This window comes from Pseudoalteromonas sp. AWH4_217 (genome assembly GCF_056161105.1).
In genome coordinates this window covers 218,736-233,172 of sequence record NZ_JBSWYM010000009.1, presented here as the reverse complement: position 1 = coordinate 233,172, position 14,437 = coordinate 218,736, and the positions used below count along the sequence as shown (strand labels likewise).

Here is a 14,437-nt window from a genome sequence, read left to right as displayed (position 1 = left end):
GTTAGCTAATTGGTTACAAACTGCAAACCTTGGTGTAATCAGAGCTTACTGATGGTTGCTTATTGCTCCACCACTTCGCTTTGTATACACCGTTGCCGTCGATGATGAGGTCTCCCTGGGCAGCATGGGTTCCCTTGGGAAACTCAGGGTAAACACTGATCTGTGAGATAGGCACGCCTTCACAACTGGTGATAGGTCCGCCGTTACCATCACCCGGTTTCGCGTCCGGCAGTTTCGGATACTCGAACTTAAATGCGTAACGCTTGCCATCTTTTTCAGCGACGAAATTAACCGGACCTGTAATTGGCATGTAGTACATCACTTGTGCATTTACGGTTTCACCTGGTGCGAATGACTTAGGAATATTTCCCCACTCATCTACCAGTGTGATTGAAAAGCGGTGGAATTCATTTTCAAATCCGCCGATATTGTTACCGGCTGCGTTTGAACGATTGACCTCAACCGCCATACCAAGTTTTTCCTGAGCATTCCAGTTAGACTTGAAGATTGCAGATGTTGCAACCGGCACATCAAAGGTGATCTTCGCGCCGGACAGGTCAATGGCTGAGTTATTGGTAAATGAGAACGTTGGCGCGATTGGATAGTTATCATCACCCAGCGGGAAGTCTTTTGCTGTAAAGCTGACGTCAACTGATTCCGCAGGTACCTGGAAGCTTACATCACCTGGGTGGATATCGTATGGCGCACCCGACTGATTAAACTTGTTATAGGCTAACGTTGTCAGGCTTGAACCCATAAAGTACTCACCCTTTGCCGCGTCGTAATCGAAATCCCCGGCCAGTTCCCAGAACATGATGCCGCCAAGCCCATTGTTGATGACATAATCAACCTTGGTCCCCATCGACTCTTCATCTTCAATCGACAAAAATACTTTCTTCTCGGCATTCCACAACCAGGGGGCAACAGCCACAGAGTCATAATGACGGGCATAGGTGCCAGTCAAGCGGTCTGCAGGATCTGTGTCCGGCGTCAGGCCGTAATCCGTCAGGTAACTGGCAACAATACCTGATTGCAGGTTCTTAACATGCCACAACGGGTTAGAGCCAGCCGGCACTTCAAGGCCTACGTCATTTTTGTCATGCCAAAGGTTGTCAATACCTACGGCACCGTTACCACATTTATTCTTTTCACCTTTTCCGGTACCTGGTGGACAGTTCGCCTGGTCCGGGAATGCCGCTTGACCCCAAAGCCCGTTTGTACCACCTTGGACATTTTGAAAACCACGGGTGTAGTAAGGAATACCGATATTGATACGGCCACCAGACAAAGCACCACGGAAGTATTTGACTGCCCAGTCCGTGTTCAGGTAACCAATACCTTCAAATTCAGCGGTACCATAGACATTCCATGCTTTGAGTTCAGAATCTTCACCTGTGTCAAACAAAGAAGCATTGTGGCCTACATGCTGGTTCCACGCCCCATGTAAGTCGTAAGACATGATATTGACGTAATCGAGATATTTAGTGACCTGGAATGTCTCCATACCACGTAGCAAGTAGCCAGAAGAAGGTGACGCAATAGTCAACATGTAGTGCTTACCATCTTGTTGACCCGCTTTATCAAGCTCTTCACGCAAGCGCTTCATCAGCACCTGATATGAGGCATTCAATCCTGCGCGTAATGCGTTTGAGATTGGGAAGTCATCCGGGTGGCCTGCATCGTTCATTGAAGTTGGGTATTCATAATCAATATCGACACCGTCAAAACCGTAAGTACGGATAAACTCCACAGCACTTGCCGCAAATGAGTCAATGCCGGCCTGATTCACACTGCCATCGGCATTAGTGGTCATGGTGTAAAAACCACCACTGTTGACACGCTTACCATCGCTGCCGAAATAGCCACCAGTTTCAGCCCAGCCGCCAACCGAGATCAGTGTTTTTACGTCAGGATATTGTTTTTTGTACTTGTTCAGCAGGTTAAAGTGACCTTTATATGGCAGTGCAGGATCCATTTCTGCGCCAGCCTCTCCAGGCCACTCCATATTCGTTGCCGGATTACCAGCAGCCGCCGGGTCGCCAATTGATACCTTGTTGTTTGCATCAACGTGCGCAAAGGCGTAGTTAATATGCGTTATTTTGTCCCATGGAATGTCATTAACCAGGTAGGATGGTTGGCCATTTGCGCCATTTCTCCAACTGGTAAAGTAGCCGATCACGCGACGAGGGTGGTCATTGCCCATTTTTTCTCGTCCGTTTACGTCGTAGATAGTACAGTAAGGCGTGTTCACGCCAGGAGTCTGGAACAAGCCTTCTGGTTTACAGTCATCACGCCCCCCCTGCCCCTGCTCAACAACTGTCAGTGTCTGAGACACACTTGAAGTTGCCCCTTTGTCATCTGTAACCGTTAGGGTAAAGCTCACCGGACCTAGTTGCTGAGCGGTCCATGTGTGATCGGTCGCGGTACCATTTGTAGTAACAACGTCCACACCATCTGCCGTAAACGTCAACTTAGTCACCTGACCGTCTACATCGCTTCCAGACAAGCCAAAAACAACCTGTGAACCGACAACGAGTTCTGCTGGCTGGCTCTTTATTACTAACTGTGCTTCTGGAGCCTTATTGCCTGTATCAGCTGGCTTAACAAGGATTTGGCTCGTCAATACATTAGATGCAACCCCCTTATCATCATACGCCGTTGCACTGATGCTGTGGCTACCAACACTGGCGCTCCACAGCGCATCGAACATATCCGCGGTTCCGCTTACGTCAGTGGCAACCAAAGCACCATCGACAAAGAACTCAACCTTGTTTACGGTGCCATCGGAGTCGACTGCTTTCACGCTGATGGCAACGCTGTCATTTTCGACGAACTCAGAACCAGCAACAGGCTGTAAGTTACTGGCGACAGGCGGCTTATTTTCGACAACGCTGTCACACTGGCCCAGCCAAGTCCATTCTTGCCAGTCGCCTGAATTGGTTGCGGGCTCAGAACGTGTCCACCAGTTAGCTTCATAAGCATTGCTATTCTGCTCGACTTGCTGACCGCCCGTGTATGCTTTACCTGATTCCCATGGGTTAAGCCCGGTACAATCATATGCGTTAGCCTGTGTTGAGCCGATCGCAATGGCGATTGCGCTGAGCTGCATTGCCATCTTGAATTTGTTTCTCGTTTTCATACTTTCTTCAACCTTTACCGTTTTATTGATTAACATTTTTAAAGTAAAGCTAACATAGAATTTGAGTACGTCAACGTAAGCATGACTACTTTTTAATCTCACAAACGACAAAACCAACCCTTTTTTATTATCAATTATTCAAATGAATGGACTTTTTCTCACATGCCCCCTCACTTTGTTAAGTGAGTTAAATTCATATATGACAGTTCGTATACTCCCCTCTATTGCTATAAGAACAACCAGTTAAGTCAAAAAAAGAGACATAAAAAAGAAAAACTTATGGTTTCGGATAAGTTTTATTAATCCGAATTGCATCCATAAAAAAATTTACCAAAGGAATATCTTATGCGTATTGGTTATATGCAAATTAACCAAGATCAGTATGTATACATCTAGTTAACGTAAAGGTTAACAGGTGGGTGCGGGACACAAATATACTCTTTTTAGGGACAAACTAACGCTGAAACAAAGGCGGTGTAAAGGTTATGGGAACAAGGGCCTGTTTATTTGACATGGTTAACGGGGATAGCAACGGTCACTGTAGTACCCTTACCCTTTGTGCTTTCAACATTGATAGTGCCACTGTGTTCGGAAACGATGCCATATGCAACCGCCAATCCCATGCCCGTTCCCTGACCCACAGGTTTGGTCGTATAGAATGGTTCGAAAATATGCGCTATAGCGTCCTGAGCTATACCGGTACCGTTGTCTATCACTTCTATAATAATTTGGCTACCAACCTTTTTGACATGAAGCTCAATCGCAGGAGAAGCACACACGCCATCTGATTTAGCTTGCTCACAAGCATATTTAGCATTCATTAATAGATTAATCACGACTTGATTAAGCGCAGCCAGATTGCAATAGCTCATTGGAATGTCGGATTTCTTTACACTTAGCTCTATATGTTTGAGCTGATTTGCAAGCAAGCCCAGAGCACTGTCTATGGCCTCAGTCATATCCGCCATGACAAATTCGTTGTTTTTAGGTCTGGCAAAATCAAGCAAGCTGGCAACTATAGTTGCAATACGCTGGCAACCATCCTGACAATCATCGATTAAATCCTGGGCATCTTCGGCGAAAAAACACAGCTGATACTGAGACTCTAATTGCGCAAATGTTTCTTTGAACTGGTCTTGATCTAACGCATTCTTTGCAAACGACTGGCTGGCCTTGATTAAGTCAGAGACACCTTTAGCTACTTGTCCAAGGGTGCCTATATTACCGTTTATATATGCAAGCGGATTATTGATCTCATGGGCGACGCCGGCAGACATTACACCCAGGGTGGCCATTTTCTCGCTTTGCAGTATCGCAGCGTGTTGCCGCTTTAATTGCGCCAGATTTGCTTCCAGCTCCTGATTTGCAAGGTACAAAGAGCGGGTTTTATCTTCCAGCAGGGTCTCTAGTTCGTCTCGAGCCTGCTTCTCTCTATGATATGCTTTATAGTACTCGTTGCTTTCGTTCGACATACTTACCCTCCGGCTCTCAGTCGCTTCTACTATATCAATTGTCCTGAGCCTTACTATTATCGTCTTATCAAGACAATATACTGACCACAAAACGACAGTGCTCATCCCCTTCGTGCATGCAATTGGTGTGAGATATTTCAATTTGTTTGTTGTAATGATCCGCAGCCCCGTAAATGAGCCCCTCAGCACAAAAGCATAGTTTTCGGGGTGAACGATAATCAACGAGAATTTTACCTTCCTCGATGACCTTTGCATCTATTTTGGGCAGGTTAGGTTCATCGTAGAGTTTTGCCACCTCTACGTGGATCACACTGTCTATGGCAAGAATTAACTTCTCAAAAGTATTCAAAGGCTCAAGCACAGTGTGATGCTTAGCAGCCAATGAACCAAACAAAAACCGTCCAAATACGCCTAGTACATCCGCTAATGGCAAAGCCATTTTTTCCGCGACGCCATTTGCCAACGCAAACAGCTCTTCATCGGGGTAGGATACAGCTGAAACATAGCTACGGTGGGCCGGGCTATGCTTGTCCAATAACGTATTCCATTCACCCATACCCAGATTTTTGACAACCAACTCCTCTAAGCTACGAAATATAATGCCTTTCATTGTTTGCTCCTTAGCAGGGGTAATTTAACAGCAAACTCGCTGCAGCAATTGTTATAAAACAAAGTTTAGACTAATTTTTATATTATCTATTGCTTTAGCTAATTGATATATGGTTGAACACGATCCACAGCAAGTTACGATTGCTCCTCCCACAGGCCCTATTCGAGTATTGTGCCTTGATGATGAGCCTAGCGTTCTAAAAGTGCTCAGAAGAACACTCGGCTTTGCAGGCATGGAAGTGTCTTTGTTTGAGTGTGGCGAGCAAGCGTTACAGGCACTAGCTGAGCATGACTATGAGGTCATTATTTCGGACATGCGTATGCCCGAAATGGATGGCGTGGAGTTTTTGACAAAAGCCAGGCAAGCTTCTCCGCAATCACAGCGTATATTATTATCTGGCTATGCAGATATGGACTCTACGATTGCAGCCATCAATGAAGGTGGAATCCATAACTTTCTTCAAAAACCCTGGCAAAATGAAGCGCTCATTCATGTTATCAAAGATGCGGCAGAGAAGTATCGCCTCAAACAATACAATGCCGAGCTTCAGACTGCTATAAGCAATCAAAATGCACAGTTAAAAATATTAAACGGCAATCTCGAAGAATTAGTCGAAAAGCGAACCGCTCAGATCCGCACTGTACTGCGCCAATTAGAAACAGCCAACAAACGCGAGCAGGATGAACACAAGGCAACCGTAGAACTACTCTACAACTTCATCAATGCAAATCCCTACATTGATGCGGATATGGCTAAACAGATTGCCAATCTTAGTGGCTTAATCGCACAAAAGCTGGGCCTGGGAGACAAAGTGGTACAGCTGACAAAAATGGCTGGTTATCTGGCACAGGTCGGGCTACTGGCTATGGACCCTGTATTGTACGATAAGCCACTTGAACAGCTCAGCTCAGAGCAACGAAAGTTATTTTTTACACATCCGGCGACCGCACAGCTTATGCTGATGCCTGCTCAGCACTTGAGTGATGTTGGCGAAGCAATATATCATCAATTTGAAAAATATAACGGTCAGGGGATCCCAAAAGGGCTTAAAGGCAAACAAATTCCTATTGGTGCACAAATACTCGCTGCTGCAAGAGATTATGTAGAAAATCTTACAAAAAATCAGGGAGATATTGAGACCAAGCGTGTACATGCACTTGAAATTATTAAAATGTATAGCGGGTCGTTCTACCACCCCAAAGTAGTCTTAGCACTTGAACAAGCGATAAAAGCCGACACGTCAACTACAAGCCAGGTTGGGTCAATGAACATCATTAGTGCTCAAGCTCTTGAACCGGGTATGGAACTTGGACTGGCTATCCATAGCCATAAAGGGATCATGCTGTTACCCAAGGGGCACATTTTCACGGAAACAACTGTTGCCAAACTACAACAGTTAGAAACCCAAAAACCTTCCCCATTTAGGATCCTGATTAAAGCCTAGCGCTTAAAACGTACCACCAGCTCGTACATGTCATTTGCTACTGTCGTTAGCTCCTCACTGATGACATGCATTTCATTAGAGCTGCTTACACTGGTATTCGCCAGCGTAGCAATATTAACAACTTGCTGGTTAATGTCTTCAGAAACAGCTGCCTGTTCTTCTACAGAAGTGGCAATTTGCATGCTACTGGCGCTGATTTTTTCTATCAATTGGTAAATGCCTTCCAGTTTCATAGAAGACTGAGAAAGCTGCTCTATCCCCTGGCGAGATTCATCCTCGCCTCGTTGCGCTATGAACTCGGCGTTTTGCGTACTTTGCGTCAACTGTTCGATTATTGCATGGATCTCTTTCGTTGATTCCTGGGTTCTTTGCGCCAGGTGGCGTACTTCATCTGCAACAACGGCAAAACCCCGCCCCTGCTCCCCGGCCCTCGCCGCTTCTATTGCCGCGTTCAATGCAAGTAAATTAGTTTGCTCAGCGATTTGTTCAATTATCTGCGCAGCTTCTGCTATCTTGGAAGTTTGTTTGGCAACACCTAGCACCGAGTCTTTGATATCAACGACCGTTGCACCAAGATTCTCGATTGAAGCGCGGGTTTCTTCAGAGCTTCGTGCGCTTTCCTGTGCGAGAATAAGCACCCCTTTTGCATCTTCCGAGCTAGCCTGAACGCTATGCGACACTTCATTGATTGTAGTAGCCATTTCATTCATAGCAGTGGCAACTTGCTCGGTCTCAAGCTGCTGCTTAGTCAGGCACTCGGTAGTCTCAATACTCTTAGAGTTGCTAATTGTTGCACCACTGGCAACCCCTTTAGCGGCAAACTCGATACGAGTGATAATGGTGTCTAGATGCGCCCGCTCGCTAAGCAACTTGACGTGCAGTTGAGCCATCTTACCCGTCCAAGGCGAGTAAACCTGAGTTGCTATATCGTCACAAAAACTATGAGACATCACCTTATCAATTCGACTTAGCTGCTCGTTATCTCGATATGTGTTGTATGCAAATAATGCGAGTGTATTGACAACCAACCAGGCAAACCCGATTGCTTCGCCTGCAGACATATAGAGTAAAATCGCAATAACCACGGCTAACGACGACCAGATCGAGCGTAGCTTAGGCAACTTAAATCCGTCACGCTGTCCCGATTTAACCCGTTTGTACAACGCTTCTGCCCGCTCAACAGATGCACGGTCCGGACAGCTACGAACGGATTCGTAGCCTATAATTTTCCCGTCTTGCGTCATCGGCGTGACATACGCATTTACCCAGTAATGGTCGCCGTTTTTACAACGGTTCTTTACTAAGCCCATCCAAGGCTTGCCCGCCTTAAGCTGATCCCACATCGTCTTAAATGCAAGTTCTGGCATATCCGGGTGGCGGACGAGATTATGAGGTTGTCCTATCAGTTCTTCTCTGGCATAGCCACTGACTTCAATAAAATGTTCATTACAATCCAGTATCGTTCCTTTCAGGTCTGTCACTGAAATGAGCCGGGTGTCTGCGGAAAAACGCTTTTCCTGATTCGTGACGGGGTGGTTCAATCGCATTGTTAACTCGAATTCTATGCTGTAAATTGCTGGTGCGGAGCGAGAAAATACGACTAATGCGCTGTTTTTGCAACAACAAATCTATATTTCGCCGATTTTTTAAGACAAAATAACTAGATCCAATATGATGCCAAACGCGTATAAGCAAAAATCGTTTTTTCACTCTGGCCTTTTATGTAGAATAGCAGGGCTAGAAGAACACACCAAAGGAGCCTTGAGTGCCAAAGCTTTCTGCAATAACTGATAATCCGCACGAGAACAGATTTAATGAAAAAATCGGTGTTCTGGTAACTAACCTGGGTAGCCCTGACGCACCAACAGCCCCTGCATTAAGAAATTACTTAAGAGAGTTTTTGTCAGATCCACGTATCGTCGAACTTCCCAGAGCACTTTGGTGGTTGATACTACACGGCGTGATTCTGAGGATAAGACCGAGTCGTTCAGCAAAAGCCTACTCAAGTATCTGGACAGAAAATGGCTCGCCATTGGTTCAGATCACTCAAGATCAGTGTAATAAGCTAAGCGCATTATTAAAAGAACAACACTACGAGCATGTCGAAGTTGTGATGGCGATGCGCTATGGCAATCCTTCTATAAAAAGTGGTCTTGAAGCACTCCGTGAAAAAGGGATCACTAATATTGTTGTTTTTCCCCTCTACCCTCAATATTCGAGTGCAACGACAGGTTCAACATTTGATGCAATCGCAAATGTACTCAAAACATGGCGCTGGGTACCAAGCCTGAGTTTTATAAACGGATATCACAAACAGCCGAGTTACATTACGGCTTTAGCAAATTCGGTACAGGAACATATTGATAAACATGGATTACCTGAGAAGCTGCTTTTTTCTTATCATGGCACACCTAAGCGGTTTTTAGATAGTGGGGACCCGTATCACTGCTTTTGCCACCAGACCACGCGCCTCGTTTGTGAGCAACTCAAGCTTGATAAAGACAGAATTATGACGACTTTCCAAAGCCGGTTCGGACGTGAGGAATGGCTGCAGCCCTATACCGACGTCACACTCAAAGAGCTGGCAACGAAAGGCGTTAAAGAAGTCGCTATACTGAGTCCTGCTTTCAGCGCAGATTGTCTTGAGACACTCGAAGAGCTGGAAGAGGAAAACCGCGAGTACTTCCTGGAAGCGGGTGGTGAAACCTACCACTATATCCCGGCACTCAACGACAGAGATGATCATCTCTTCGCATTATTGGACGTACTTAAACCGTACTTAAAGTAAATAAAAGGGGCCGTTTCAGGCCCCTTGCTCATTAATGTTGCTGTGACGATTTACTGATATAGATAAGTTCATCGTTAAACACCTGACCGGAGTTAAACTCTTGTAATAACCTCAGGCAAGCAGATAAAGGCTGAGCCGGGCTGTAGTAAAAGCCCTGTATATGATGACAACCCAGTTGTTCCAGCATAGTCAGTTGACTCTGAGACTCCACCCCTTCAGCAATAACTTTAATACCCAGCTCTTCAGCCAGATTAAGCAAGCAGCTAATCATCACCTTTTTGTTTCTGTCTGCCATTAGACTATCTACAAACGACTTATCTATTTTCAAGTAGTCAACCTGATTTTCTATCAGGTGACTAAGAGAGGAGTAACCAGTACAAAAGTCATCAAGCGCGATTTTCACGCCCTGCTCTCTTAATTTAGAAAGTAGTTCCCAAGTGTAGCGGTTCGTCGCCATAGACTCAGTAACCTCAAGCGTGACTTTCTCAAATGGAACCCCGGCGTTGGAAATGGCTTCGGTAACGAGTTTGAACTGATCGTTGCTCGTCTTGAACTCATTAACCGATCGGTTAATAGAAATACTGACATCGTCATACCCATGCAGATGTAACGCTTTGAGATCCTGACAGGCTTTTTCCAACACAAACTGCCCTATCATATGAATTAAGCCAAATTCCTCTGCGATGGGAATGAAGGTTCCGGGTGATACCATACCTTGTTCGTCATCGAACCACCTTACCAGCGCTTCAAACTTAACGATTTTTCTGCGCTGTACATCAACTATCGGCTGATAGTAAACGGTCAGTAAGTTTGCTTTCAGTGCCGCTTTAAGCTTGTCCTTGAGCTTGACCTTATTCAGATAAGCATTTTGGATAGCGGCATTATGTAAAGCAACATGTCCTCGATGAGTTTTCTTCGCACTCTCCAATGCATGTGCTGCGTTGCGTATAAATTTGGCAGCGGTAATTCTGCCTCTATTTTCCAGTTGCGCTATCCCGGTACTTGCACTGAGTTCAACGGTCAAATCATTGAAAACATATGGCTGTTTAATCTTATCACTGAGCTTTTTGGCAACCTGCAAGGCGCTTTTTACGTCAGTGTTGTCAAGTAAGATAGCAAATTCATCGCCGCCATAACGGGATATCGTATCATTCTCTCTGATGCCGTTTCTAAGCCTTTTTGCGACCGACACGAGCACTTTGTCGCCTATTTCCGGACCGTAGATATCATTTACTTCCTTGAAGTGATCAAGGCCAATAAACAACAAAGAGCAAGGTGTATGCAGACTGCGACTGGCAGATATTTTTTCTTCAACTATATCGATGAAACAGCGCCGATTCAGCAATGCGGTCAGGGGCTCATGGTTTGCATAAAAGGTCAGCTGCGCCTCATTGCGCTTCCACTCAGTAATGTCGCGGAAAATGGCAACATAATTCAGTATTTCGCCTTGTTCATCTTTCACCAGACTCAGCGTTAACTCTTCCGGAAAAATCTGACCGTTTTTACGGCGGTTAAATATTTCCCCTTTCCAGCAACCGGCACTCATCAAGCTGTTCCACATTTTATGATAAAAGTCGTTACTATGCTGACCTGAAGACAGTACTGATGGATCGCGTCCCATCAACTCATGACCGGTATAGCCCGTCAGACGCTCAAATGCCCTGTTCACCATGATGATCTTGTTGTCCCCATCGGTGATCATGATGGCCTCTGTAGCATGCTCGAACACGACATTGGTTAGTTCCAGCTGCTTATTCAAAGAATAAATATAGGTAACATCTTGCACCGTGGCGCTAAATACACGTTCGTCGCGCTGCTCTTCACACTGTTCAACACGACCAATGATTCTGTATAGACCCCTTAAATTAGTGCGTTTTTTGTGAGTGACATTCACATCAATATAATCTAAATGACCGGTCCTGAGCTTTTGGATAATCACTCTGAGCCGTTTTTGATCCGCTTCAGTTAAACAATCAGTAAAGTCGTCTAGCGTTAGGGTTTCTTCTCTGTGCTGCAGTAAACGACGCATTTCATGACTAAACACATGCTTGTCTCGGCTGATATTCCACGTCCAGGAACTCAGCTTTGCTATACGTTCACCTTTTGCCAATTGCTTTACCAGGATCTGCTGTGCTGCAATCTCTAGATTATGATTGAGCTCAGCCCCGACTAGTAAGCTCAACTCTCTGAACCAATGGCGGTCCTCGTCACTCACCTCTACTTTTTCATCAAATAGACAGACCATAATCCCTATCGGCTTATGATCAAGCGCACGTAATGTAACACCCAAATAGCCATCAATATCAAATATTTTAAGGATTTCATCTTCCGCGTACATCTGCTGCAGGTTACAGCTAATGGAGCACACGCCCTGGCTGGTTTTTGCATCGTTGCAGGGCGTTCCTTCAAGATCATAGATGATATCATTTGACCTTTTCCCATCGACAGAATAAGCAACCGTTTTAACACGCGTGTCCGCATCAATGAATTTGCCAATCAAGCAATGCGCCGGTTTGAACTTCTCATAGATCAAATCGAGCGCCAGCTCATAGCGCGCCTCGCTGCTGCACAAATTGTAAAAAGTACTGAATGAAAAAGTCATTTTTCGGCTAAGTTCTTATATTTTATTGTTTTCAATATCAACAGGTATTTTTATAAATTGCAATGATAGAATTAAAAGCAAGTCTTATTCTCGATACAGATCAATAAATCGAACTTTTTTCTGAGCATCGTCAATCCCTGTGCTTGTCGTGATCAGGTTAATGTAACAACTATAACGTCTGACCAGTAATATGATATTATTCATATCACAACATAGTAGCATGTTCAAACACTCCTTTATTAAACGGTACAATGTTTTTCACATATGTACCTCAAACTGCATGTTGTGCAACATCATTGTTCGCAGCATCGCTGTGGACCTTTGCCCGACATGTCCTGTTGCGGCCATTGCGCTTGGCCTGATAAAGCGCCTTGTCTGCCATTTCAAGTGTTTCCTCAATGCTTTTGCGATTCACAGGCCAACTGGCAATACCAATTGACACGGTGACCTGCCTTGGAATTGACATGGGGTGTTCGCTTATCGCAATGCGCAAACGCTCAGCGATACTATAAGCCCGCTTTTCATCAACAAATGGCATAAAAACCAGAAACTCTTCACCGCCGCTTCGACAAACAAAGTCGTGACATCTGGCATTTTTCTTCATAACACATGCAAGTGCGCACAACACGTCGTCGCCGGCTCCATGACCAAACTCGTCATTGATAGATTTAAAGTGATCCACATCCAAAGCAAGTACTGAAAACTGGTATTGCATTGTTTTTACATTGTCCAGCCAAAGCTGCATGGCAAAGCGGTTGTTGAGCTTGGTCAGCGGATCCATTTTTCTGTCTTGTTCCAGTTCTTTTATCTCCTGACCAAGCAGCTCAGAGCTATTAAGGATCGCCGACTTTAAATTTTCAGCCTCGAAATACCAGGCGGGCGTCTGATCAATACAGCGCAAATTACGTGGGCTCAAAGAGCTAACGTTTTGGGCCAACAAAGCAAGAGGCCTGGCAATGACAAACCCGGCGATTAATGTGACGCATAAGATTGCCAGCGCGAATGGTAATGTTGAATAAAGTACATCTTTGTGTGTCAAATTCAGTTGAGCAACGATACTGGTCAGCGCGCGTTGACTCACAATTCCCCAGCCAGTGCTGGATATCGGAGCAAAACCAGCCAGCATATTAACATCCTGACTATTTACGGTTTCTGTCGCGCCAGATTCGCCTCTTAGTACCTTGTTCACTGCGAGATTGCCGACGATTCGCTCGCCTACCCGGTTATTATTTCTGTGATAGATGAGACGTTTATCTTTATCTATTACATATACATACGAGTGCTCTGAGACATGGTGTGTGCCCAAAAGCTGGTTTAAGATGGTATCGCCCTGCAGATAAATACCTCCAGCGATAAAGCCAAGATATGTCCCGTCAGTTGCAAAAATTGGAAAGGTCGGACTCACCATAAGATTACCCGCCGGCGACACAAATGGATCGAGAATATAAGGCGCTTGTAGCTCAATAGGCAGTGCTAAAGACGAGTCTAAGGTAAGCCCAGTTAGCTCAAGGGTCGAAGGCTGAGCTGAGATGACTTTGCGCTGAGCATTTATGACAACCAAAGAGTCAAAACTATTGGTTTGAGCCAGTAACCGTGCTAATTCCGTATCTATCGCTTTACGATCTTCAAAGTGATTTGCAATATGGCCAGCACTTACCCTCAACTGACTATTTAAGGACTGTAAAAACAACTCAGTGACTTCTGCTAGCTTTTCAGCATAAGCCTGATTCGAAGCCAAAGTATCTTTAATAAAAGCGCGCTCATGCACACGATAGCTTGCCATGAGCGCACTATAAACGGACAAAACGATCCCAGCACTTACCAGCAATAATATAAGTTGCTTAAGGCCCAGCTTTCTACGTTCGGTTGCCTTCACTACATCCTCCCTCTATAAGCACAGTCGTTGCGACCTGTATCATTGTAAAATATCGCAGGATGAAGAACTTATTCTGGGTCAAATTCTCTGTGCCTAATTCATTCCCATCTACGATTTTAGAACCAAGGTGTTGGCACAGAGATAAGAAGAATAAAGCAAAGGATGAGGCATGAACCAAAAAGCAGCACTTTATGACCACATAAAATAATAAAAAGCGGAAATTACTATCACATCTGAATAATGTGATTTATAATATGGTCGATATTTAGCCATGCCAGTTTTATTGAAATGAAAAAGAAAGCCAGAATGAACCCACTCGTTACACACTTTACTTTTGCGAGTATCGCGTTAGCAATGTTATGGATGTTCGTTCAGGATAAAGAAACCTTACTTGCAGGCAGTGCACTAGTGCTTGTCTACATTGCCTGTGCACTTGGATACCGCATGATTGCCGCTCGAGAGGCTTTTAGAAACGCAAGTAAACAAGCTCACAAAAAGCACTGAGG

9 protein-coding genes are annotated in these 14,437 nt (G+C 44.9%); 3 read left to right on the top strand and 6 right to left on the bottom strand.

All coding sequences use genetic code 11. The features are described from left to right. Positions 1-13: 13 nt before the first annotated feature. The 3 genes from ACXAH1_RS13385 to ACXAH1_RS13375 form a co-directional block, all read right to left on the bottom strand. Positions 14-3,139 carry a glycosyl hydrolase family 18 protein gene (locus tag ACXAH1_RS13385; protein ID WP_475197354.1) on the bottom strand — a complete coding sequence of 1,042 codons (3,126 nt, stop codon included), beginning with the start codon at positions 3,137-3,139 and terminating at the stop codon, positions 14-16. A gap of 503 nt (positions 3,140-3,642) precedes the next feature. Further along, positions 3,643-4,611, bottom strand: coding sequence for a sensor histidine kinase (locus ACXAH1_RS13380; protein ID WP_475197353.1), 969 nt, complete (start codon positions 4,609-4,611; stop codon positions 3,643-3,645). Positions 4,612-4,678: 67 nt separating this feature from the next. After that, positions 4,679-5,221 (bottom strand): heme NO-binding domain-containing protein, encoded by a 543-nt coding sequence (locus ACXAH1_RS13375; protein WP_475197349.1) that lies wholly within the window; start codon positions 5,219-5,221, stop codon positions 4,679-4,681. Between the two features lie 109 nt (positions 5,222-5,330). Between ACXAH1_RS13375 and nosR the strand changes: the two genes are divergently transcribed. Continuing rightward, the gene (nosR, locus tag ACXAH1_RS13370; protein WP_475197345.1) at positions 5,331-6,665 is read left to right on the top strand and encodes a response regulator c-di-GMP phosphodiesterase, NosR family; all 1,335 of its coding nucleotides are present in this window, start codon (positions 5,331-5,333) and stop codon (positions 6,663-6,665) included. On the opposite strand, the gene ACXAH1_RS13365 is transcribed toward nosR, so the two are convergent. Then, positions 6,662-8,212 carry a methyl-accepting chemotaxis protein gene (locus ACXAH1_RS13365; RefSeq protein ID WP_475197343.1) on the bottom strand — a complete coding sequence of 517 codons (1,551 nt, stop codon included), beginning with the start codon at positions 8,210-8,212 and terminating at the stop codon, positions 6,662-6,664. The two genes, nosR and ACXAH1_RS13365, sit on opposite strands and share 4 nt — an antisense overlap. A 218-nt stretch (positions 8,213-8,430) precedes the next feature. On the opposite strand from ACXAH1_RS13365, the gene hemH reads away from it, so the two are divergent. Then, positions 8,431-9,453, top strand: a complete 1,023-nt coding sequence (gene hemH / locus ACXAH1_RS13360) for a ferrochelatase (protein ID WP_475197341.1) — start codon at positions 8,431-8,433, stop codon at positions 9,451-9,453. 31 nt (positions 9,454-9,484) lie between these two features. Here the strand turns inward: hemH and ACXAH1_RS13355 are convergent, their stop codons facing one another. Beyond that, complete coding sequence (locus ACXAH1_RS13355; protein WP_475197339.1) at positions 9,485-12,055, bottom strand: putative bifunctional diguanylate cyclase/phosphodiesterase; 2,571 nt, start codon at positions 12,053-12,055, stop codon at positions 9,485-9,487. 271 nt (positions 12,056-12,326) lie between these two features. Then, positions 12,327-13,931 (bottom strand): sensor domain-containing diguanylate cyclase, encoded by a 1,605-nt coding sequence (locus ACXAH1_RS13350; RefSeq protein WP_475197338.1) that lies wholly within the window; start codon positions 13,929-13,931, stop codon positions 12,327-12,329. Between the two features lie 306 nt (positions 13,932-14,237). Between ACXAH1_RS13350 and ACXAH1_RS13345 the strand changes: the two genes are divergently transcribed. Beyond that, complete coding sequence (locus ACXAH1_RS13345; RefSeq protein WP_171045226.1) at positions 14,238-14,435, top strand: hypothetical protein; 198 nt, start codon at positions 14,238-14,240, stop codon at positions 14,433-14,435. The last annotated feature ends 2 nt before the right edge of the window (positions 14,436-14,437 follow it).